The sequence below is a fragment of the Amycolatopsis sp. BJA-103 genome (assembly GCF_002849735.1).
GTDB lineage: Bacteria > Actinomycetota > Actinomycetes > Mycobacteriales > Pseudonocardiaceae > Amycolatopsis.
The window spans coordinates 104,230-125,802 of the sequence record NZ_CP017780.1 but is presented as its reverse complement, the minus strand read 5'-3'; the positions used below and the strand labels follow the sequence as shown (position 1 = coordinate 125,802).

Genomic DNA, 21,573 nt, shown 5'->3' with positions numbered 1-21,573 from the left:
ATATGACGATTGACTTGAGCGTGCCTTTGGAATGGAAGGCCGCGACCGGCGAAGCCGCGAAGATGCTCGACCAGCTACAGCCGAACATCCTGAAAGCACACGCCCGCGATCACTTTTCCGCCCTTTTCCTGCGTTTTTCGGAGTCCGCGAGCGCGAAAAAGTTCCTCGCGGCACTCGTCCCGCTGATGAAGTCCGCGAAGACCCATCTGACCGAGGTCGAGCGCTTCAAGGCCGAGGGCGCGAAGGGGTCGCCCTACGTCGGCGCCGGACTGACGGCGGCGGGCTACCGGTTCCTGAAAATCGATGTGCCCCAAGATGATTCCTTCCGCCTCGGCATGCGCTCGCAGGACACGCGCGAGAGGCTGAACGACCCGCCTCGCTCCACCTTCGACAGCGGATACCACGACGAGATCCACGCCGTCGTCATCATCGCCGACGCCGCCGACGCTCCGATGACCCTGCGCCGGAACGAGGTTCTCGCGCTGATTCCGTCGACCATTTCCGTCGTCGCCGAGGAAATCGGACTCGGCAGGGTGAATACCCACGGCGAAGGGATCGAACATTTCGGGTACGTCGACGGCCGAAGTCAGCCGCTTTTCCTGGTCGAAGACATTCGCGCGGAGAAATCCGGAACGGATGGCATCACCACTTGGGATCCGTCGGCGCCCTTGGACCGGGTACTCGTCCCGGATCACGCCGCTCCCGATCCCGCCGTCCATTTCGGCAGCTACCTCGTTTTCCGTAAATTGGAACAGAACGTGCGGAGATTCAAGCAGGCCGAGGAGGCCCTGGCGGATCAATTGGGCCTCACCGGAGAAGATCGGGAGCGCGCGGGCGCGATGGTCGTCGGCCGGTTCGAGGACGGCACGCCGCTGACCGCGCAACGGGAGGACGGTGTGGAAAGCCCGGTACCGAACAACTTCGACTACGAAAGTGACGTCGCCGGCGCGAAATGCCCCTTCCAGGCGCACATCCGGAAGACGAATCCGCGGGGCAGCGGCGGCGCGGAGCCACCCCCTCAGGAGCGACGGCATCTGATGGTGCGGCGGGGTGTGCCCTACGGCGAACGAGCCGACGACCCGAACGCCGACCTGCCGCCGTCGGCCCGGCCGAGCGGCGGGGTCGGGCTGTTGTTCATGGCGTTCAACGCGGAACTGCGCGACCAGTTCGAGTTCACCCAAGCGATCTGGGCGAACAACCCGGGGTTCCCGGTGCCGCCCGACGGGGTCAAGCCGCCCGGCCTCGATCCGGTCATCGGTCAGGGCCCGCGCCCGGAATCCGCCTACACCCAGGAATGGGCGGGTACGCGGACGGTGACCGCGGATCCGTTCCCGCAGGCGGTCACGCTGAAGGGTGGCGACTACTTCTTCATGCCGTCACTCGCATTCCTGCGGGGGCTGGGCGGGAAGGGCTGATTTTCTCACGCACCGTGGCCGATTCCGGTGATCGAGTGGCGAATTATCCGGTAAACGTCACCGGAATGGACGCAAACCGGATATCAGTCCGGAGTCGGCGACGATAGCGTTCAAGGCGGGCCGGTCCTGGGCGTACCGGCCATCGGACGGGCGCCGGTCACACTGGGGGTGGCCGGCGCCCGCTCTTACCGTTTCTCCCTGGCTTCCCAAACCTGCCGCTTCTCTCCGCACGTATCGCGACGCGTAGTACTTTGTCCGGTGCGGTAAGCGATGCCGCGCTTCGGGGAGGGAGCTCGGATGAATCGGCATGAACGGCTGACGGCTTTATTGGACATGGTCGGAGAGCGGGAGAAAGTCGACGTCGAAGTCTCGGCGGGCGAACTCGGGGTCTCCCCCGCGACGATCCGCCGGGACCTCGATCATCTGGCGGGCCGAAACCTCGTGGTCCGCACCCGCGGCGGGGCCGTCGCCAGCAACGTCGCCTACGACCTTCCGTTACGGCACAAGGCCGCGCGCAACGCCCCGGAGCAGCAACGGATTTCCGCGGCCGCGGCGAAAATGGTCGACCCGGGCATGGTGGTCGGCCTCAACGGCGGCACGGCGAGCACCGAAGTGGGCCGCGCGCTCGCCACCCGGCCGGACATGGGCGAGCCCAGCGGCGGCCCGCTGCTCACCGTGGTGACGAACGCGCTCAACATCGCCCACGAACTCGCCGTGCGGCCCAATATCAAGATCGTGGTGACCGGCGGGGTCGCCCGGCAGCAGTCGTTCGACCTGTCCGGACCGCTGTCACACCTGTTCCTCGACCAGATCTCGCTGGATCTGGTGTTCCTGGGGGTGGACGCGTTCGACCCGGTGCACGGCGCGCAGGCGCACCACGAAGGCGACGCGAGCACGAACCGGCTGATGGCGGCCCGCGCCCGGCAGGTCGTCGTGCTCGCCGACAGCGGGAAACTCGGTGGTCACGCCTTCGCGAAGATCTGCGCGACCACCGACGTCGACGTGCTCGTCACCGACGGCCGCGCGGATCCCGAGCGAGTGCACGCCTTCGAGGAGGAAGGCGTGCGGGTGGTCAAGGCTTGAGCCGGTCCAGCGCGAGCAGGGCCGCGCCGAGCCTGCCGGCCTCGTCGCCGAGCTGCGCGATCCGCAGTTCGGGCATCCGCTGGAACTGCAGGTTCGCCGCCAGCCAGGCCCGCACCGGTTCGAGGACGTAGTCGCCCGCGGTGAACAGGCCGCCGCCGAGGACCACGACCTCGGGCGCCAGCAAGGTGACCAGGGTCTTGATGCCGTGGCCGAGCCCCTCGAGCGCGTCGTTGACCACGGAGATCGCGGCCTCGTCGCCGTGCCGGGCGGCGTCGACCACCTGCTCGGCACCTTCGGCGGGACGCCCGGTGTGCTCGCTGTAGCGGCGGGCGATGGCCGACGCGGAGGAGATCGCCTCGAGGCACCCCGTCGCGCCGCAGCCGCACGGCAGCCGGTGGCCGACGTCGATATGGCCGATTTCGCCGCCTTGGCCGCCCGCGGCGTACAGCTTCCCGTCGAGCTGGAGCGCGGCCGCGATCCCGGTGCCGACCGGGATGAAGGCGGCGTCGGTGCAGCCCTTGCCCGCGCCGACGCGGAACTCCGCCAGCCCGCCCGCGCGGACGTCGTGCCCGAACGCGAACGGCAGCCCCAGCCTGCTGTCGAGCATCTCGCCGAACGGCACGTTCCGGAAGTCGAGGTTCGCCGAGAACCTGGCCACGCGCTCGACGTCGTCGACGATGCCCGGGATGACCACGCCGACGGCGTCCGGTGTACCGGTGCCCGCCTTCTCGCCCAGCGTTTCCACGATCCGCGCGACCTGGTCCGCGAGCGCCTCTCCGTCCGCTCCGCGCGCCGTCGGTTCGCGCAAGCTGGCCAGGTCTTTCAGCTCGGCGTCGTACAAGGCCGCCTTGATGGACGTTCCGCCGACATCGAGTGCCGCCACCGCAGGTGTCATGGCTGGATTTTGGCATGCCCCCCGCCGCGGGCGGCAGGGATTCCGGCCGTAACGGGTCGCCGTAACAAGCCTGCGCCGATTGGGTTCGGTCACATTGACCGGACGCTTCGCGGCGACCTACTCTCGACCGGCCAGACGACGGCACCCGGAACGCGGTGAGATTCCGCGCGGTCGCGCCACTGTGACCTCGAACCAGCCGGTTCGGGGAAGCCAGACCCGGAGCCGTCGTGTCACCCCTGAAGAGGCCGCGCTAGCCCGAGGAGGTCCCACCGCCATGTCCCAAGCGGTAGCCGCAGTACCCGTCCCGATCCGGATCCCCGTCCGCGAGATCCTGCCCTGGGCGGTGCTCGTCATCCTCCTTTCGCTGATCACGCTGTACTTCATCAGCGCCGAGCAGGGTGCGGTGTCGGTGTTCGCGAATTCGTACGTCCACGAGTTCGTCCACGACGGCCGGCACCTGCTGGCCTTCCCCTGCCACTAGGCGGCACGCGCCCCATGATGAGGTCCTTGCTGGTCCGCGGCATGCTCGCGGGCCTGATCGCTGGTGTCCTGGCGACCCTTTTCGCGTACTTCTTCGGTGAGCCCTCGGTCGAGACCGCCATCGGTCTCGAAGGCACCGCGGCTCACTCCCATCACGACACGGGCGCTCAAGATCCGGCCGCCCATGACCCAGCCGCTCATGAACCCGCTCCGGCCGAAGAGGAAGAGCTCGTCACGCGGGGCGTGCAGAGCACCGTCGGTTTGCTGACCGGCGTCGGCCTGTACGGCGTCGCCGTCGGCGGGCTGTTCTCGCTCGCGTTCGCCTTCGTCTACGGACGGCTCGGCATCCTGCGGCCGCGGGTGACCGCCGCCCTGCTCGCCGGTGGCGCGTTCGTGGTCGTGTTCCTGGTGCCGTTCTTGAAGTACCCGGCGAATCCCCCCGCCGTCGGGCAGGCGGGCACGATCGGGAGCCGGACGTCCCTGTACTTCGGTTTCGTCGCGCTTTCGCTGCTGATCGGCATTCTCGCGGCGGCGTTCGGCCGGAAGCTGGCCGACAAGCTCGGCGCCTGGCGTGGCGGCCTGATCGCCTCGGGTGGGTACGTCGTGCTGATCGCGGTGGCGGCGGCGCTGCTGCCGTCGATCGACGAAGTCCCCGCCGAGTTCCCCGGTTCCACCCTGTGGACCTTCCGGCTGGCCTCGGTCGGCACTCAGGTGGTGCTGTGGACGGTGCTCGGCCTGGCCTTCGGCGCCCTGTCGGAAAAAGCATTGACCGAGAAATCGTTGGTTCGCAAGGACGCCTAGCCCGCAGCCCGGCTGACCGGCTCCCACGAGCGCCATTCCGCGACGCGGTCCCGGTGCAGGTCCACGATGACGTCGAAGTCCCCGTCGCCGAGCAGCAGGCGGCGGGGCGGCGCGTCACTGGCCACCAGTTCGAGGACGGCCTCGGCGACCTTCACCGGGTCGCCGGGGACACCGTCGGCGTACTTCGCCATCAGCGCCGCGCGCACCGGATCGTAGGCCGGGCGCATCGGTGACATCTGGAGACTGGCGCCCATGAAGTCGGTGGCGTAGATCCGCGGCTCGACCAGGGTCACATGGATGCCGAAGCCTTCGACCTCCTGCGCGAGCGCGTCGCTGAGGCCTTCGAGGGCGAACTTGCTCGCGTTGTAGAGCCCCATGGTCGGAACGGCCATCAGCCCGCTCACACTCGACATCTGCAGGATCCGGCCCTCCCCCTGTTTCCGCAGCACGGGGAGCACGGCCTGGCTGACCCACAGCGCGCCGAAGAAGTTCGTCTCCATGATGGCCCGCGCGTCGTCCTCGCCGACCTCTTCGACCGCGCCCATCAGGCCGAAGCCCGCGTTGTTGACGACGACGTCGATCCGCCCGAGCGCTTCGGCCGCCTTCTCGACCGTCTCGAAGACGGCGGCTCTGTCCGTGACGTCGAGAGGCAGGATCACCAATCTTCCTTCGCTCGCGGTCACCGGCTCGTCCAGCTCCTCGGGCCGGCGTGCCGTGCCGACGACGTTGTCCCCCGCCTTCACCGCGTGCTCGGCGATGAGACGACCGAACCCGCGGCTGACACCGGTGATGAACCAAGTACGCATTTCCGACTCCTTCACTCCTTGCGAGACGGACCGTCTCGTCTCGTTGTGCTACAGTACCGGCATGGCTGGAAACGTCAAGTCCCCGGATCCGGCTCGGCGCAGCGAACGTTCGAGGCAGGCGATCCTCACGGCGGCCACCGAACTGCTCGGCGAAGTCGGCTACCCGAAGCTGGCGGTGGAGGCGATCGCGTCGCGGGCGGGAGTGGGAAAACAGACGATCTACCGGTGGTGGCCGGACAAGGGCGCGCTGGTGCTGGACGCGTACCTGACCTTGGTCCAGGGAGCGGGCGAGCTGAGCTTCCCGGACACCGGCGACCTCGGAGCGGATCTGCGCACGGTGCTCCGGTCCACTGTGGACCCGTTGGCGGACACGGGTTACGAGGCGTTCTACCGCGCGCTGCTGACCGCGATCCAGGGTGACGTGAAACTGTCGGCGGAACTCGACGAACGGCTGATGAAGCCATGGCTGGAGGCGACAAGGGCACGATTCCGGACCGGTGCCGAGGCCGGGCAGATCGACGGCGGCGACATCGAGGCCGCGGTGGACCTGTACTACGGAGCGGTCTACTACCGGTGGCTGCTGCGGACCGGGCCGCTCACCGAGGAGTTCGGCGAGTCGGTGGTCCGGCTGGTGCTGCGCGCGCTGACGCCGGGCTCAGGCTCCAGGCGGCACGAAGGGAAGGTCGACGTGGCAGCCGGTTTCGATAAGACGCTGGAGTCCCACGGTGTCGACGTGGTCCTCGACGGCGTCGGCGAGCCTGTCGAGCATGCTCTCCCGCAGCGAACCGAATCCCCGCGCCCCGGCGGCCGGTGACCAGTCCGCCACCTCGCCCAGCCAGGCACGGCGGAAGCCGTCGTTCTCGAAGGCGCCGTGCCACATGGTGCCCCACACCGTCCCCTGCCGGTATCCGTCCAAAAAGGACTCGGCGGGACCGGTGGCCGTCACGGCGCCATGGTGGATTTCGTACGCCTCCACGGGCTGGCCGCGCCAGGCACCTTTCGGGCGTGCCAGCACCTTGTCGGCGCTGAACGAAACACGCGTCGGCAGCAGACCGAGGCCGGGGACGGTTCCGGCGCCGGACTCGACGTCGTCCTCGATCTCGGCGGCCAGCATTTGATAGCCGCCGCAGATCCCCAGCACCGGGCGGCCCGATTCGGCCCGCGCCAGTACGGCGGCCGCCAAACCGCGGGAACGCAGCCACGCCAGGTCGTCCACGGTCGCGCGGGAACCCGGCAGGATCACCACATCGGCGGAAAGGACGGTATCCGGATCGGCCGTCAGCGCGACGGAGACACCGGGCTCGGCGGCGAGCGCGTCGACGTCCGTCGCGTTGGAGGCGCGGGGAAAGCGCACGACCGCGACGCGCAGCGAGCCGCCGGTCGCGCCCCAGCCCGCGGCGGCCAGCGCGTCCTCGGAGTCGATCCACACCTGGTCGAGCCAGGGCAGAACGCCGAAGACCTCGCGGCCGGTGAGCTTCTCCAGTGTCTCCAGACCAGGTCGCAGCAGGCCCACGTCACCACGGAACTTGTTGACCAGCCACCCCGAAACCAGCGCTTGGTCTTCGGCTGACAGGAGAGCGAGGGTCCCGAACATCGCGGCCATGACGCCGCCGCGATCGATGTCGCCGACGACCACCACGGGCAGGCCGAAGCGCCGCGCCAGCCCCATGTTGACATAGTCGCCCGCGCGCAGGTTGATCTCGGCCGGACTGCCCGCGCCTTCGCACAGCACGACGTCGAAGCGGCGCCGCAACGACGAGAACGTGTCGAAGGCGATCTCGGCGAGCCCGGCCCGGCCGGTCGCGTACTCCCCCGCCTCCAGCGTGCCGAACGGTTTCCCGAGCGCGACGACGTGACTGCGGCGGTCGCTCCCGGGTTTCAGCAGGACCGGGTTCATCGCGGCCTCGGGTTCGACGCGGGCCGCCCGCGCCTGCAGCCATTGCGCGCGGCCGATCTCGGCGCCGTCCGCGCACACCATCGAGTTGTTCGACATGTTCTGGGACTTGAACGGCGCGACCCGCACGCCCTGGCGCGCGAGCCAGCGGCACAACGCGGCGGTGACCAGGCTCTTGCCCGCGTCCGACGTCGTCCCCGCGACGAGCAGGCCGCTCACCGCGTGACCGCCACCGCGACGGCCAGCGCGGCGAGGCCGACGGCTCGCGAGAGCCGGACCGCGCGACGCACGTCCACCGGTTCCGGCTCGCGACCGTCGCCGAGGACGCCGCGGCGTTCGGTGCGGCCGTCGTAGCTGTTCGTCCCGCCGAGCCGGATGCCGAGCGCACCGGCGAAAGCGGATTCGACCTGGCCCGCGTTGGGGCTCGGGTGGTGCTTCCCGTCGCGGCGCCAGATCCGGAACGCGGGTTTGGCGAAGCCGCCCGCCAGCGGTGCCGAGACCACGGTCAGCGCCGCGCCGACGCGGGAGGGCACCAGATTGGCCAGATCGTCCGCCCTGGCCGAGGCCCACCCGAAGTTGGCGTACTTCGGCGACCGGTAGCCGACCATCGCGTCCAGGGTGTTGAGCGCGCGATACCCCAGGAGGCCGGGAATTCCGGCGACCGCGCCCCACAGCAGCGGCGCGACGACGGCGTCCGAGGTGTTCTCGGCGATGGACTCGGTGGTCGCGCGCGCGAGTTGTCCGGTGTCGAGGCCGGTGGCGTCACGAGCGCACAGGTGCGAGAGCCGCCGCCTCGCGCCGGGCAGGTCGCCCTCGTCGAGCAGGCCGGCCATCCGCGTGCCCTCGGTGGCGAGCCCCCGACCGCCGAGAACCACCCAAGTGGACGCCGCGGTGAGGACGAACCGGGTGAAAGGACGCTTCCGGGTCAAGATCTGGGCGGCGACCCCCAATCCGGTGACGGTCCCCGCGCACGCGGCGGTGTACGCCGCGCCCCGCACCTTCGAATCGGCCCAAACCCGCTGTTCAAGAGCTTGCGCGGCCCGGCCGAAGCCGGCGACCGGATGCCCGCGCCGTGGATCTCCGAACACGGCGTCGGCGACGTAACCGGTAACGAGTCCGGCTGCGGTGGCGGCTTGTCGGAGTGGCACGTGGCGAACGGTAGCGCGTGCACGAGAATGCGGGGTATGACCAAGCTGACGCATCGCCTCGCGAGGGTTCTGGAGACTCTCGCGCGGGCACTTCGCCGCTACTCGCGCGACGACGGCAAGGTGCTGATCCTGGGCGGCGTCCGCTCTGGGAAGTCACACCACGCCGAGCGGCTCGCGTCCCGTCACCCGCACCTGACCTATCTCGCGCCCGGGCTGCCCCCGAGCGCCGACGATCCCGAATGGGCCGCTCGCGTGGCCGCGCACCGCGCGCGGCGGCCGAGCACCTGGAAGACCATCGAGACCACCGACCTGGCCACGGTGCTGCGGACGGCGACGCATCCGCTGCTCATCGACTGCCTCGGCACCTGGATCGCCCGCGTGCTCGACGAGGTCGGCGCCTGGGAGCAGCGCAAGGGCTGGGAACGGCGGCTCGACGACCGGCTGGAGGACTTCCTTGCCGCGTGGGCGCAGGCCGACGTGCCGGTGATCGCGGTCAGCAACGAGGTCGGCAGCGGTGTGGTGCCCGCGACGGTGTCCGGGCGCGTGTTCCGTGATGTGCTGGGCGCGTTGAACAACCGGGTGTCCGCCGTCTCCGACCGGACCGTGCTGGTCGTCGCCGGACGGATGCTGGACCTGCCTTAGGGAGCAACCATGCGTATCCCCACCCCGGACGCCGCCGCCGAAGCCGCCGCACGCACCAGACTCGACGGCCTGGTCAAGCCGCTGGGTTCGCTCGGGCGGCTCGAAGACCTGGCCGCCTGGCTCAGCGCCGCGCACGGCACCGTGCCGCCGCGGCCGCTCGACGACGTCCGGGTGGTCGTGTTCGCCGGGGACCACGGGGTTTCCGGGATGTCGGCGTATCCGCGCGAGGTCACCGCGGCGATGGTGCGGGTGTTCCTGGCCGGGAAGAGCGGCGTCAGCGTGCTGGCCGGGCTGAACGGCGCGACGGTGCGGGCACTGGACATCGCCGTGGACTGGGACGGCGCGGACGTGCCCGCCGAGGTCACCGCGCACAAGGTGCGGCGGGGTTCCGGCTCGATCGACGTCGAGGACGCGCTCGCCGCAGGGGAGGCGCGGACGGCGTTCGAGCACGGGCTGGCGATCGCGGACGAGGAGATCGACGGCGGCGCGGATCTGCTCATCCCGGGTGACATGGGGATCGGCAACACGACGATCTGCGCGGCCGTGGTCGCTTCGGTGCTCGGCCTTCTCCCGGAAGACGTCGTCGGTACGGGCACCGGGATCGACGAGGACGGGCGCGCGCGGAAGCTCGCGGTCGTCGAGGCCGCGTTGATCAGGGCCGATGCGGTGAAAGACCCCTTCGCGCTGCTGACCGTGCTCGGCAGCGCTTGTCTCGCCGCGACGGCGGGCTTTCTCGTGCAGGCGGCGGTTCGCGGGGTGCCGGTGCTGCTCGACGGCGTGTTCTCCGGGGCCGCGGCGCTCGTCGCCCGCGAGATCGCGCCGGGCGCCGAGCAGTGGTGGCAGGCCGGGCACCGGTCGACCGAGCCGTCGCAGGCCTACGCGCTGAAAGCGCTCGGACTGGAGCCGATCCTCGATCTCGGGCTGCGGCTCGGCGAGGGCAGCGGCGCCGTGCAGGCGGTACCGACGCTGCGGGCGGCGCGGGCGATCATCGCGGACATGGGCCTGCTGGCGGATCTCGCTTGATCGCGGACGCGCTGAAGATGGCTGTCGGCACCCTGACCACGGTCCGGGTGCCCGCCCCGGGAGTGATCGACCGACGGGTGGCGGGCGGCGCGATGGTGCTCGCTCCGCTGGCCGTCCTCCCGCTCGCGGCCGTCGCTTCGGTGATCGTCTTCGTGGGTGAACTGGTCGGACTGCCCGCTTTCGCGTCGGCCGCGCTGGCGCTGGGCGCGGTGGCACTGGGCAGTCGCGGGCTCCATTTGGACGGGCTCGCCGACACGGCCGACGGGCTCGGCGCCTCCTACGACCGCACGCGGGCGCTGGAAGTGATGCGGCGCGGGGATTCCGGGCCGACCGGGATCGCGACCTTGGTGCTGGTCCTGCTCGTCCAGACGGGCGCGCTGGCCGGGGCGATCTCGGCGGGACACGGGATCGCGGCGGCCGCGATCGCGGTTATCGCCGGACGCGGGGTGCTTTCGCTGTGCTGCGCGCGTGGCGTCCCCTCGGCGCGGCCCGAGGGGCTGGGTGCGACCGTCGCCGGTTCGGTGCCGGTGTGGGCGGCCGCGGTGGTGTTCGCCGTGCTCGCGGGTGCGGCGGCGCTCGTGCTGCCGTGGTGGCAAGGCCTGATCGCGGTGGTGCTCGGCTATCTGGCAGCGTCGGCGTTGCTGGCGCGGTGCGTTCAACGGCTGGGCGGGGTCACCGGAGACGTGCTCGGCGGCTGTGTCGAAGTCGCCGTCGCGGGGGTCCTGCTGGCTTTGTCGTTCTGAGGCGACCGAGTCAAGCGGCCTTGTCCGTCGCCAGTTTCTCGTCGATTTCCGGGAGCCAGAAGCACAGTTCGAGGGTCTTCATCCCCGCCCAGAGCCCGAGTTTGCGGCCCTGCGAAACCAGCGTGAGCGCCGCGAGCAGAAGCAGCACCGCGAGACCGGCGGCGATGAACGGATGCTTGCCCACGAAGATCTCGACGATCGCCGCGATCGCTCCGAACAGCAACGGCGGCGCGCAGTTGCGCACCATGAGACCGGACGCGCGCAGCCGCGTGACGTCGCTCGCGACCTCCTTGTCGTGCAGTTGCAGCGCGCACAGCAGGAGATGCGTGTTCTCCTTGAGGAACGGCCGGTCCTCGGCCGCCGGCATCCGGCGGACGAACTCCTCGGCGGCGTTCCGCTCCCGCCTGCGCGGCACGATCCGTTCCAGCGCGTCGCCGAGCGGATAGGCCAGATAGCCCAGCAGGAAGCTCAGCACCACGATCACCACGACCGCCACCAAGGTGGGCACCCCGCCGATGGACGCCGCCGTCAGGAGGTGGAGTTTCACCCCGAGGTAGCCGAAGAACGCGACATAGAGCGCGCCGGGGATGGTGTAGGCGAAGAGATCGAAGACGCCGATCACGAAGTTCACCGGCTCATCCAACCACCTGCCCTGGGGAAGACCAAAGATCGCGCACGGGCCTCACACCGTTAGCCCGCGGCCTGTCGTGCCAAGGCCACGGCGACCTCGTCGGCGTGCGGGACCGTCGCGGCGATGATGCCGTCCAGCACCTCCCGCGTCGCGGTCATCTCGTCGATCGCCGTGCTGATCCGCTCCCGCTCCCGGTACAACTCGGGCAACAGGTCGGCGCAAGCGGGCGCGAGGCCGTTCCCCAGATCGACCATGCACGGCAGCACCCCGGCGATGGTGGCGGTGCCCAGACCCGCGGACAGCAGCGTCCGGATGTTGCGCACCCGCCCGACGTCCTGTTCGGAGTACTCGCGATACCCGCTCGGCCTTCGCACCGGATGCAGGAGGCCTTGTTCTTCGTAGTACCGGAGCAGGCGCTCCCGCACGCCCGTCCGCCGCACCAGCTCACCGATCCGCATGGAACAACCTTTACACGATCGGGAGTTGACTCTCACACCGATGAGAGACTTTAGCCTTTCCCCATGACCGAAAAGAAAACCTCCGTCACCGTCGCCGGGCTCGGCCCGATGGGCGCGGCGCTCGCGGCGGCACTACTCGACCACGGCCACGAGGTGACCGTGTGGAACCGTTCCCCCGGCAAGGCCGCGCCCTTGGTGGCCCAAGGCGCGCGAGAGGCGGACGGCGTCGCGGACGCGGTGTCCGCGAGCGAGGTGACCGTGGTCTGCCTCGCCGACTACGACGCCCTGTACTCCGCGCTGGCACCGGCCGAAGAAGCGCTGCGTGGCCGGGTGGTGGTGAATCTCAATTCCGGTACGCCGAAGGAAGCGCACGAAACCGTGCGCTGGGCCGGAGATCGCGGAATCGGCTACCTCGACGGCGCCATCATGGTCCCGCCGGCACTGGTCGGCCAGCCGGGTTCGGTGTTCCTCTACAGCGGCTCGGCCGAGGTCTTCGACGCGCACAGGGGGACGCTGGCCGCGTTGGGCGACGCGACCTACCTGGGAACGGACCCGGGCCTCGCGGTGCTGTACAACACCGCTCTGCTGAGCCTGATGTACTCGTCGATGAACGGTTTCCTGCACGCCGCCGCCCTGGTCGGCAGCGCGGGGGTCCCGGCGACCGAGTTCACGGAACTCGCCGTGGACTGGTTCCTGCCCTCGGTGGTCGACGGGATCTTGAAGGCCGAGGCACCCGCCATCGACAAGGGCGAGTATCCCGGCGATTTCGGGTCCCTGGAAATGAATCTCACGGCGCTCAGGCATATCGTCGACACCAGCGAGGAGCAGGGCGTGGACGCCGAGATCCCGCTCAGGAACAAGGAACTGACCGAGAAGGCCATCGCCGCCGGGTTCGGCCAGAGCAGCTACTCGTCGATGATCGAACTCCTCAAGAAGGGAGCCGCCTGACCTCGGCGAGTGCCGTCAGGAACCCGTCCACCGTGTCCCGGTCCCGGACGGCGATCCGGAGGTACCGCGCGTCCAGCCCCGGGAAGGTGTCCCCACGCCGGACAGCGAAACCGTGCTCTCGCAGCCGTTCCCGGACACCGTCCGCGCCGGGGAGCCGGATGAGCACGAACGGCCCTCGCGGCTCCCCCAGCACGTCGACGCCCAGGTCGGTCAGGCCGGAAACCAGGTACTCCCGGTCCGATTCCGCCGCCACCGCCAGCTTTTCGGCCTCCTCCAGCGCCGCCGGGCGGCAGCACGCCACCACGGCGACGGCTGCGAGCGACGACACCGACCACGGAGGCTGAACCGCGCGCAGACTGTCCACAACGGACTCTTCCGCCAAGACGTAGCCCGCGCGCAGTCCGGCGATCCCCCACGTCTTCGTCAGGCTGCGGAGGACGACGAAACCCGGTTGTCCGGCAACGGTTTCGGTCTCGCCGGGGACGGCGTCGAGGAAGGCTTCGTCGACGACGACCAGGCGGCCCGGGCGGCCGAGGGCGAGCAGGTCCGCGGCCGGGTGCAGTACCGAAGTCGGGTTCGTGGGGTTCCCGACGAACACCAGGTCCGCGTCCTCCGGGACCGGGCGAAGCCGGAAACCGTCGTCGGGCGACAACAGGACCCGGTGCACCGGGTGACCGGCCGCGCGCAGAGCGGCTTCGGGTTCGGTGAACTGCGGATGCACGACCACCGCCCGCGACGGCCGCAACGCCGTGGCCAGCAAGGTGAAAGCCTCGGCCGCGCCCGACGTCACCAGCACCTGCGACTTCGGCAGCGCGTGCCGGGCGGCGACCGCCTCCACGGCGGCGGTGACGTCCGGATACGCGGCCAGGTCGTCCAGGGCGGCCGCCAGTTCGGCGCGCAACCAGGCGGGCGGGACCGGGAGCCGGACGTTGACCGCGAGGTCGACGAGCCCTTCGCCGACCTCGCGGTCGCCGTGGTGCCAGAGGTCGTAGTCAGCCATGGGCGTGTACCGCGGCGGCGAACCGCTCGGCGAGTTCGGGGTAGCCCGCCCAGTGGACGTGCAGGTAGGACGCGTGCAGCGTCGCCGACGCGAAGCCGTCGGGCGTGCGGTCCCAGCCCCAGGCGGGCGTGGGGCCGCTGCCGGGTTCGACGATCGTGCGGTGGAATTCGTGGCCGGTGACGCGTTGGCCCGCGACGGCCAGCAGGGTGTCCGCGGGCGAGAAAGCCTTGCGGTAGCCGAGTTTCCCGCGTTTGGTCATGGTCGCCGAAGCGTCGAGGACGCCGGTCATCGGCAACCCGTCGATGTCCTGGCACAGGTACAGCAGTCCGGCACATTCGGCCACGACGGGCATCCCGTCGCCGACGGCCCGCGCCACCGCCGTCCGCAGCGGGACGTTCGCCGACAGCTCTTCGGCGTGCACCTCGGGAAAGCCGCCGCCGAAGTACAGTCCGGCGCAGCCCTCGGGAAGTTCCTTGTCCTGCAACGGATCCACTTCGACGACGTCGACACCGGCGGCGGCGAGCAGTTCGACGGCCTCGGTGTAGCGGAAGGTGAACGCCGGACCGGCGGCGGCCGCGACGACCGTGCGCAGGCCGTCGTGCGAGAGCGGTGGCCGCCAGGGTTCACCCGAGAGGCGGGAGGCGGAGCGAGCGACCTGGACGACGGCGCCGAGGTCGACGCCTTCGCTGATCCATCCGGCCAGTTCCGGCAGCAGCCGTTCCGACTCGCTCGCGCGTTCGGCCGCCGGGACCAGGCCGAGGTGACGGCTGGGCGCGTGGATCTCTTCGTTGCGGTACAACGTTCCCAGCAGCGGGACACCGGTCGCTTCCAGCGCGGTGACGATCTCGTCCGCGTGCCGTTGCGAGCCCAGCTTGTTGAGGATGACGCCGGCGAGCCGGACGCGCGTGTCGTACTGCGCGAACCCGAGCACCGTCGCCGCGACACTGCGCGACGCGGCCGAGGCGTCCACGACGAGTACCACCGGAGCGTCCAGCAGCCGCGCGACGTGCGCCGTCGAGGCGTAACCCTCGGTGCCGAGCGCGCCGTCGAACAGGCCCATCACGCCTTCGATGATCGCGATGTCGGCCCCGGCGGAACCGTGCAGCAGCAACGGGATCAGCTGCTCCTCGCCCTGCAGGAACGGGTCGAGGTTGCGTGGCGGCCGCCCGGTCGCGAGGGCGTGATAGCTCGGGTCGATGAAGTCGGGGCCGACCTTGTGCCCGGACACCTCCAGTCCCCGCGCCCGCAACGCCGCCATCAGGCCCGCGGCGATCGTGGTCTTGCCGTGCCCGGAGCCGGGCGCGGCGATGACCACGCGATTCACCATTCGATGCCTCGCTGGCCCTTTTGCCCGGCGTCCATCGGATGCTTCACCTTGGTCATCTCGGTGACCAGGTCCGCGGCCTCGATCAGCTCCGGCGGCGCGTACCGGCCGGTGATCACCACATGCTGGTGGCCGGGGCGCGAGGTCAGCGTCGAGACGACGTCGTCCACCTCGAGCCAGCCCCATTTGAGCAGGTAGCTGAACTCGTCGAGGACGTAGAAGTCGTGGGATTCCGCGGCGAGACGGCGTTTGATCTCGGCCCAGCCCTCGCGGGCGTTGACGGCGTGATCCTCCTCGGTGCCGGACTTGCGAGCCCAGCTCCAGCCCTCGCCCATCTTGTGCCATTCGACCGGGCCACCCTGGCCGGTGTCTTCGTGCAGCTTGCCGAGCGCGCGGAACGCGGCTTCCTCGCCGACGCGCCATTTCGCCGACTTGACGAACTGGAACACCCCGATCGACCAGCCCTGGTTCCAGGCGCGCAACGCCATCCCGAACGCGGCCGTGGACTTCCCCTTCATCTCGCCCGTGTGCACGGCGAGCAAGGGACGATTGCGGCGCTGGCGGGTGGTGAGCCCGTCGGCGGGCACGGTTTCCGGTTTGCCCTGGGGCATTACGCGGCCCTCCCGGAGATCCGGGTGCGGACGGCGCCCGCCAGGGTGTCGGCGGCGACTTCGGCGACCGGGACGTGTTCCGCGCCCAGGTGTTCCGCCAGTTCCGCGGCGAGCCCGAGCCGCATCTTCCCGCTCTCGCAGTCCATCACGACCGAAGTCACGTTCCCGGCCAGCAACCCGGCCGCCTGCTGTGCCCGTTTGACGGCGTCGGCACCGCTGGTCGCGCGGCCGTCGGTGACGACGACGAGCAGCGGGCGCCGCAGCGGATCGCGGACCGCTTCGATCCGCAGCACCCTCGCCGCCTCCAGGAGCCCTTCGGCCAGCGGCGTCCGGCCGCCGGTCGCGAGATCGTCCAAACGGGACGCCGCGGCGTCGACACTGATCGTCGGCGGAAGCGAGAGTTCGGCGCCGGAGGCGCGGAAGGTCACCAGGCCCACCTTGTCGCGGCGCTGGTAGGCGTCGAGCAACAGCGACAGCACGGCGGTCTTGACCTCGCGCATCCGCTGGCGAGCGCCCATCGAGCCGGACGCGTCGACACAGAACAGCACCAGGTTGCCCTCGCGCCCTTCCCGCCGCGCGAACCGGAGATCCTGTGGCCGCACCACGAGTCCGGCGCCACTGCGGCCGCGGGAACGCTGGTGCGGCGCGGCGGCGCGCACGGTCGCGAGCAGATGCGGATGACCGTCCTTGGTCCCGGCGGGCTGGACGCCGATGGTCCGGCCGTTGTCGGTGATCGCCCGCGACCGCCGCCCGGCGGCGCCCTCTCCGGTGCCCTTCACCTCGAAACGCCTGGCACGAAAGGCTTCCCCGGCACCGACCGGCTTCTGGTCACCGCCGCTCTTGCCGCCGCCAGAAGGTTCCTGACCGCCCTCCGACGGGGGCGGGCCCGAGGTCTCGCCGCCCTCCGGCGGGGTACCCGAGCCGGGGCCGTCGTCTTCCGGACCGGGATCCTCCGGCTGGGCGTCCTGCAGCGCTTGTTCCAGCTGTTCCTCGGAGATTCCGGGCGCGTCGAAGGGATTCCGGCGACGGCGGTGCGGCAGCGCGAGCCGGGCCGCGACCCGCACGTCCTCGGTGGTCACCTCGGTCCGCCCGGCCCAGGCGGCGTGCGCGACGGCGGTCCGCGCGGTCACGATGTCCGCGCGCATCCCGTCGACCTCGAAGGACGCGCAGACCTCGGCGATCTGCCGCAGCGCGTCGTCCGGCAGCTTCACCGACGGCAGAAGTCGTTGCGCCGCCTCGATGTCGGCCGCCAGTCCGGCGTCGGCCGCCGCGTACTGCCCGGCGAAACCGTCGGGATCCGCCTCGTAGGCGAGCCGCCGCCGGACGACCTCGACGCGCAGTTCGGGATCCCGGCTGGACGCGACCTCGACGGTGAGCCCGAACCGGTCGAGCAACTGCGGCCGCAGCTCGCCTTCCTCGGGGTTCATCGTGCCGATCAGGACGAACCGGGCGGCGTGCGACACCGAGACACCTTCGCGCTCGACGGTCGCGCGCCCCATGGCGGCGGCGTCGAGCAGCGTGTCGACCAGGTGATCGTGCAGCAGGTTGACCTCGTCGACGTACAGCAGGCCACGATGCGCCGACGCGAGCAGACCGGGCTGGAAGTCGGTCACGCCGTCGGCGAGCGCGCGTTCCAGGTTCAGTGAGCCGATCACGCGGTCTTCGGCCGCGCCGACCGGCAGTTCCACCAGCCGCGCGGGACGGCGGTGCGCGGCCGAGCCCTCGGCGTGCGGGCCGTCCGGGCAGGCCGGGTCGGGTTCGACGGGGTCGCACGAGAACCGGCACGCGTCCACGACGTCGACGCCGGGCAGCAGACCGGCCAGCGCACGCACCATCGTCGACTTCGCCGTGCCCTTCTCCCCGCGCACCAGCACCCCGCCGACGGCGGGCGAGATGGAGGAAAGCACCAGCGCCAGGCGCAGATCCGGCATCCCCACAACGGCGGTGAACGGGTACGGCTTCACAGCTCTCCTGTCGTCGACGACGTCCGGCCGATCATCGCATAGGAAAACCTTCATCTACGGTGACGAACGTGCGCGAAAAATCACCCCTGACGGTCGTCGGGATCGGGGCCGACGGCTGGTCCGGCCTGTCCGGGCAGGCCAGGGAAGCGGTGCTGCGCGCGGACGTCGTCGTGGGCTCGCCGAGGCAACTCGCGTACCTGCCCTCGGAGGTGAAATCCGAGCCGTGGCCCAGCCCCCTGCTCCCCGCCCTGGACGACTTCCTGGCGGGCAAGGGCCGGGTCTGCGTGCTGGCCAGCGGCGACCCCCTCCTGTCCGGCATCGGCACGACGCTCCTCCGGCGCGGCTACGACGTCGAGGTCCTGCCGTCGCTCTCCTCGGTGACGCTCGCCCGCGCGAGGCTCGGCTGGGCGGCGGAGGAGACCGAGGTGGTCACCGTCGTCGGCCGCGCGATCGGCCGGGTGAGCCGGGCGCTGGCGCCGGGCCGGAAGGTCCTCGTGCTCGGCGCGAACGCCGAAGACCTGCTCGACCTGCTCAAAGCCCGCGGATACGAACGGAGCCGCGTCACCGCGCTGTCCGACCTCGGCGGCCCGGACGAGCGGATCGGCCCCGGCTCGCTGACCGTGTTCGCCGTCGAGGCCGACGGTCCCGCGCTGCCGCTGACCGGCCTGCCGGACGACGCCTTCGAGCACGACGGCCAGCTCACCAAACGCGACCTCCGCGCGTCCGCGCTGGCCAGGCTCGCGCCGTCGCCCGGCGAACTGCTGTGGGACGTCGGCGCGGGCGCGGGCAGCGTCGGGATCGAGTGGTCCCGGGCGCATCCGCTGAACCGGGCGATCGCGATCGAACGCCTCCCGGAGCGAGCGACCCGGATCGCCCGGAACGCGGACACGCTCGGCGTCCCGGAACTCGACGTGGTGATCGGCGCGGCCCCGGAAGCACTCGAAGGACTGACCAAGCCGCACGCGATCTTCCTTGGCGGCGGGTTGACCGTTCCGGGTGTTCTGGACGCCTGCCTGGCGACCGGCGCACGGATCGTCGCGCACGGCGTGACCCTCGAATCCGAACAGGCGCTGGCCCGCGCGTACACCGAACACGGCGGCGAGCTGATCCGCGTCGGGGTCGAACAGGCCGCGCCGCTGGGCGGATTCACCGGCTGGACCCCGGCGCGAGCCGTGACGCAGTGGAGCTATCGGAGCAGACCTTGACCGTGCACTTCATCGGCGCCGGTCCCGGCGCCGCCGACCTCATCACCGTGCGGGGCCGTGACCTGCTCGCCCGCTGCGGAACCTGCCTGTACCCCGGCAGCATGACGCCGACGGCGCTCTTGGCGTACTGCCCGGACGACGCGGACCTCGTCGACACCGCGAACCTCGACCTGCCCGCGATCGTCGAGCGCATGGTCGAGGCCCACCACAACGGCCATGAGATCGCGCGGCTCTGTTCCGGGGATCCGTCGATCTACAGCGCGGTCGCCGAACAGATGCGCCGTCTCGACGCCGCGGGTGTCCCCTACGACGTCACCCCCGGCGTTCCCGCGTTCGCCGCCGCGGCCGCGCTGCTCAACCGCGAACTCACCGTGCCCGAGGTCGGCCAAAGCCTGGTCGTCACGCGAGCGCAGGCACGCTCCACGGCCATGCCACCGGGGGAAACGCTCGCCAACTTCGCGCGCACCGGCACCACCCTCGCGCTGCATCTGGCGATCAACCGCATCGAGCAGGTAGTCGACGAATTGCTGCCCTTCTATGAAGAGGACTGCCCCGCGGCGGTGGTGGCGCTGGCGAGTCAGCCCGGTGAGCAGGTGTTGCGCGGGACTCTCGGCACCATCGCCGCCCAGTCCCGCGAGGCCGGGATCAATCGCGCGGCGATGATCTTCGTCGGGAAAGTCCTTGCCGCCGAAGGGTTTCCCGACAGTTTCCTGTACTCGGCCACTCGTGATCGCGCCAACCAACCGGAGTCGCTGTGAAGAACCTTCGCTGGGGCCTGCTGGCCGCCGGGACCATCGCCGCCGAGTTCGCGGCGGGCGTCGAAGAGAGCAAGCACGGCGTGCTGGAGGCCGTCGCCGCGCGGTCCGGCGACCGGGCCGCCGAGTTCGCGAGCCGCTTCGAGATCCCGAAATGCTACGGCTCCTACGAGGATCTGCTCGCCGATCCGGACGTCGACGCGGTCTACATCTCGACGCCGCATCCGCTGCACGGCGCATGGGCGATCCGCGCGGCCGAGGCGGGCAAGCACATCCTGTGCGAAAAGCCGCTGACCGTGTCCGTCAGCGAAGCCGAGAAGGTCGTCGAAGCGGCCCGCGTCAACGACGTCTTCCTCATGGAGGCGTTCATGTACCGGCTGCATCCGCAGATCCGGCGGCTGGCCGAGCTGATCTCCTGCGGCGCCATCGGCGAGGTCCGTGCCGTGGACGTCGCCTTCAGCTACAACTTCGCCGTCCCCCGGCTCACCGATCCCGCGCTGGGCGGTGGCGGGATCTTCGACGTCGGGTGTTACTGCACCTCGCTTTCGCGGCTGGTTTCGCAGGCCGCGACCGGGCAGGACGTCGTCGAGCCCGAAGAAGTGCTCGGGATGGCGAGGCTCGACGAGAACGGCATCGACGAGGTCGCGTTCGGCCTGCTGCGGCTGCCGGGCGGGATCCTCGCGCAGCTGGCCTGCGGTTTCCAGCTGACGCAGGACGACCACATCCGCGTGTACGGCTCACAAGGACAGCTGTACGTGCCGAAGCCGGCGTGGATCCACGAAATGCGCAGGCCGAAGACCTCCCAGATCATCCTCACGCCGGAAGGCGGGGAACCCGAGGTGATCGAAGTCGAGGCGACGCAGGGCCTCTTCGCCCGCGAAGCCGACCACGTCGCGACGCACCTCGATGACCGTCAAGCGCCCGAACTCACCTGGGCGGAGACGCTCGCCAACCTGCGCACCCTCGAACGCTGGCGTGCTGCCGTAGCCCGATGAGAGTGCTCATCCTGGGCGGCACCGGCGAAGCACGCGAGCTGGCGAAGGAGCTGGCGGCGCGCGGCGAACACGTCGTGTCGTCGCTCGCGGGCCGCGTCGCGCGTCCGAAACTGCCGGACGGTGAAGTCCGCGTCGGCGGCTTCGGCGGCCCGGAAGGTCTCGCGCGCTGGCTGGCCGAGAACGACGTCGCCGCGCTGATCGACGCCACCCACCCCTTCGCCGAACGCATCGGCGCCAACGCGGCCGAAGCCGCGCGCGAAACGAACACGCCGTTGCTCAGGGTCGCCCGGCCTGGCTGGACCGAACAGCCCGGCGACACGTGGCACTGGGCCGACGACCTCGACCACGCCGCGCGGCTGCTCCCGGCTCTCGGCGAACGCGTGTTCCTCACCAGCGGCCGTCAAGGTCTCGCCGCCTTCGCCGGGCTCGACGACCTGTGGTTCCTGATCCGCTGCGTCGATCCACCCGAGGTGCGGCTCCCCAGGCGGTGCGAAGTCCTGCTGGACCGCGGTCCGTACACGGTGGACAAGGAACGCGGGCTGATGGAACGGCACGGCGTCGAGGTGCTCGTCACGAAGGACAGCGGCGGCGCGATGACCGCCGCGAAGCTCACCGCGGCCCGCGAACTCGGCCTCCCCGTGGTCGTCGCCCGGCGGCCGTGGCGCCCCGAAACCGCCAGCGTGGCGACGGTTCAGGACGCCTTAACCTGGCTCGACGCCGAGACCAAGGGCAGCCCTGCGTAAGCCGTTCGG

22 protein-coding genes and 1 pseudogene are annotated in these 21,573 nt (G+C 70.6%); 13 read left to right on the top strand and 10 right to left on the bottom strand.

Going from position 1 to position 21,573, the window contains the following annotated elements; all coding sequences use genetic code 11:
* Window positions 1-2 precede the first annotated feature (2 nt).
* Window positions 3-1,415: a Dyp-type peroxidase gene (locus BKN51_RS00700; RefSeq protein ID WP_101605755.1), complete on the top strand. Its 1,413-nt coding sequence runs from the start codon at window positions 3-5 to the stop codon at window positions 1,413-1,415.
* Between the two features lie 297 nt (window positions 1,416-1,712).
* Entirely contained in the window at window positions 1,713-2,498 is a 786-nt protein-coding gene (locus tag BKN51_RS00695; protein WP_101605754.1) for a DeoR/GlpR family DNA-binding transcription regulator, read from the top strand.
* Here the strand turns inward: BKN51_RS00695 and BKN51_RS00690 are convergent.
* Window positions 2,488-3,381: an ROK family protein gene (locus BKN51_RS00690; protein ID WP_101605753.1), complete on the bottom strand. Its 894-nt coding sequence runs from the start codon at window positions 3,379-3,381 to the stop codon at window positions 2,488-2,490. The genes BKN51_RS00695 and BKN51_RS00690 overlap by 11 nt on opposite strands.
* A gap of 286 nt (window positions 3,382-3,667) precedes the next feature.
* Between BKN51_RS00690 and BKN51_RS00685 the strand changes: the two genes are divergently transcribed.
* A complete protein-coding gene (locus BKN51_RS00685) occupies window positions 3,668-3,874 on the top strand; it encodes a CbtB domain-containing protein (RefSeq protein ID WP_101605752.1) in 207 nt (68 codons plus the stop codon).
* A 14-nt stretch (window positions 3,875-3,888) separates the two neighbouring features.
* The gene (locus BKN51_RS00680; protein ID WP_101605751.1) at window positions 3,889-4,674 is read left to right on the top strand and encodes a CbtA family protein; all 786 of its coding nucleotides are present in this window, start codon (window positions 3,889-3,891) and stop codon (window positions 4,672-4,674) included.
* Here the strand turns inward: BKN51_RS00680 and BKN51_RS00675 are convergent.
* Complete coding sequence (locus tag BKN51_RS00675) at window positions 4,671-5,480, bottom strand: SDR family NAD(P)-dependent oxidoreductase (RefSeq protein ID WP_101605750.1); 810 nt, start codon at window positions 5,478-5,480, stop codon at window positions 4,671-4,673. The genes BKN51_RS00680 and BKN51_RS00675 overlap by 4 nt on opposite strands.
* Here BKN51_RS00675 and BKN51_RS00670 point away from each other — a divergent pair.
* Window positions 5,431-6,102: pseudogene (locus BKN51_RS00670) on the top strand (TetR/AcrR family transcriptional regulator); the annotation flags it as partial. The gene BKN51_RS00675 and the pseudogene BKN51_RS00670 sit on opposite strands and share 50 nt — an antisense overlap.
* A gap of 33 nt (window positions 6,103-6,135) precedes the next feature.
* Here the strand turns inward: BKN51_RS00670 and BKN51_RS00665 are convergent.
* The gene (locus BKN51_RS00665; protein ID WP_101605749.1) at window positions 6,136-7,593 is read right to left on the bottom strand and encodes a cobyric acid synthase; all 1,458 of its coding nucleotides are present in this window, start codon (window positions 7,591-7,593) and stop codon (window positions 6,136-6,138) included.
* Window positions 7,590-8,522 carry a cobalamin biosynthesis protein gene (locus tag BKN51_RS00660; protein ID WP_101605748.1) on the bottom strand — a complete coding sequence of 311 codons (933 nt, stop codon included), beginning with the start codon at window positions 8,520-8,522 and terminating at the stop codon, window positions 7,590-7,592. Before BKN51_RS00660 ends, BKN51_RS00665 begins: the two co-directional genes overlap by 4 nt.
* 36 nt (window positions 8,523-8,558) lie before the next feature.
* Between BKN51_RS00660 and BKN51_RS00655 the strand changes: the two genes are divergently transcribed.
* The 3 genes from BKN51_RS00655 to BKN51_RS00645 are packed head-to-tail and all read left to right on the top strand — an operon-like array spanning window position 8,559 to window position 10,930.
* Window positions 8,559-9,164 (top strand): bifunctional adenosylcobinamide kinase/adenosylcobinamide-phosphate guanylyltransferase, encoded by a 606-nt coding sequence (locus BKN51_RS00655; protein ID WP_101605747.1) that lies wholly within the window; start codon window positions 8,559-8,561, stop codon window positions 9,162-9,164.
* A gap of 9 nt (window positions 9,165-9,173) precedes the next feature.
* Window positions 9,174-10,187, top strand: coding sequence for a nicotinate-nucleotide--dimethylbenzimidazole phosphoribosyltransferase (cobT, locus tag BKN51_RS00650; RefSeq protein WP_101605746.1), 1,014 nt, complete (start codon window positions 9,174-9,176; stop codon window positions 10,185-10,187).
* Entirely contained in the window at window positions 10,184-10,930 is a 747-nt protein-coding gene (locus BKN51_RS00645) for an adenosylcobinamide-GDP ribazoletransferase (RefSeq protein WP_101605745.1), read from the top strand. Before cobT ends, BKN51_RS00645 begins: the two co-directional genes overlap by 4 nt.
* 10 nt (window positions 10,931-10,940) lie before the next feature.
* Here BKN51_RS00645 and BKN51_RS00640 read toward each other — a convergent pair whose 3' ends face one another.
* Window positions 10,941-11,561, bottom strand: a complete 621-nt coding sequence (locus BKN51_RS00640) for a hypothetical protein (protein WP_101605744.1) — start codon at window positions 11,559-11,561, stop codon at window positions 10,941-10,943.
* Between the two features lie 59 nt (window positions 11,562-11,620).
* The gene (locus BKN51_RS00635; RefSeq protein WP_101605743.1) at window positions 11,621-12,019 is read right to left on the bottom strand and encodes a MerR family transcriptional regulator; all 399 of its coding nucleotides are present in this window, start codon (window positions 12,017-12,019) and stop codon (window positions 11,621-11,623) included.
* Between the two features lie 63 nt (window positions 12,020-12,082).
* Between BKN51_RS00635 and BKN51_RS00630 the strand changes: the two genes are divergently transcribed.
* Entirely contained in the window at window positions 12,083-12,967 is an 885-nt protein-coding gene (locus BKN51_RS00630) for an NAD(P)-dependent oxidoreductase (protein ID WP_101605742.1), read from the top strand.
* Here the strand turns inward: BKN51_RS00630 and cobC are convergent.
* The 4 genes from cobC to BKN51_RS00610 are packed head-to-tail and all read right to left on the bottom strand — an operon-like array spanning window position 12,948 to window position 17,866.
* Complete coding sequence (gene cobC, locus BKN51_RS00625) at window positions 12,948-13,967, bottom strand: Rv2231c family pyridoxal phosphate-dependent protein CobC (protein WP_101605741.1); 1,020 nt, start codon at window positions 13,965-13,967, stop codon at window positions 12,948-12,950. The genes BKN51_RS00630 and cobC overlap by 20 nt on opposite strands.
* Window positions 13,960-15,294 (bottom strand): cobyrinate a,c-diamide synthase, encoded by a 1,335-nt coding sequence (locus BKN51_RS00620; protein WP_101605740.1) that lies wholly within the window; start codon window positions 15,292-15,294, stop codon window positions 13,960-13,962. Before BKN51_RS00620 ends, cobC begins: the two co-directional genes overlap by 8 nt.
* Window positions 15,288-15,902: a cob(I)yrinic acid a,c-diamide adenosyltransferase gene (gene cobO, locus BKN51_RS00615; protein ID WP_101605739.1), complete on the bottom strand. Its 615-nt coding sequence runs from the start codon at window positions 15,900-15,902 to the stop codon at window positions 15,288-15,290. The genes BKN51_RS00620 and cobO overlap by 7 nt, the downstream gene beginning before the upstream one ends.
* Complete coding sequence (locus BKN51_RS00610; RefSeq protein ID WP_101605738.1) at window positions 15,902-17,866, bottom strand: putative cobaltochelatase; 1,965 nt, start codon at window positions 17,864-17,866, stop codon at window positions 15,902-15,904. Before BKN51_RS00610 ends, cobO begins: the two co-directional genes overlap by 1 nt.
* Before the next feature lie 59 nt (window positions 17,867-17,925).
* Here BKN51_RS00610 and cbiE point away from each other — a divergent pair, with 59 nt between their 5' ends.
* The 4 genes from cbiE to BKN51_RS00590 are packed head-to-tail and all read left to right on the top strand — an operon-like array spanning window position 17,926 to window position 21,564.
* Entirely contained in the window at window positions 17,926-19,071 is a 1,146-nt protein-coding gene (gene cbiE, locus BKN51_RS00605; RefSeq protein ID WP_101605737.1) for a precorrin-6y C5,15-methyltransferase (decarboxylating) subunit CbiE, read from the top strand.
* Window positions 19,068-19,829, top strand: a complete 762-nt coding sequence (cobM, locus tag BKN51_RS00600; RefSeq protein ID WP_101605736.1) for a precorrin-4 C(11)-methyltransferase — start codon at window positions 19,068-19,070, stop codon at window positions 19,827-19,829. Before cbiE ends, cobM begins: the two co-directional genes overlap by 4 nt.
* Window positions 19,826-20,821 (top strand): Gfo/Idh/MocA family protein, encoded by a 996-nt coding sequence (locus BKN51_RS00595; protein ID WP_101605735.1) that lies wholly within the window; start codon window positions 19,826-19,828, stop codon window positions 20,819-20,821. The genes cobM and BKN51_RS00595 overlap by 4 nt, the downstream gene beginning before the upstream one ends.
* On the top strand, window positions 20,818-21,564 hold the full coding sequence (locus BKN51_RS00590; protein WP_168214235.1) for a cobalt-precorrin-6A reductase: 747 nt from the start codon (window positions 20,818-20,820) through the stop codon (window positions 21,562-21,564). Before BKN51_RS00595 ends, BKN51_RS00590 begins: the two co-directional genes overlap by 4 nt.
* Window positions 21,565-21,573: the final 9 nt, after the last annotated feature.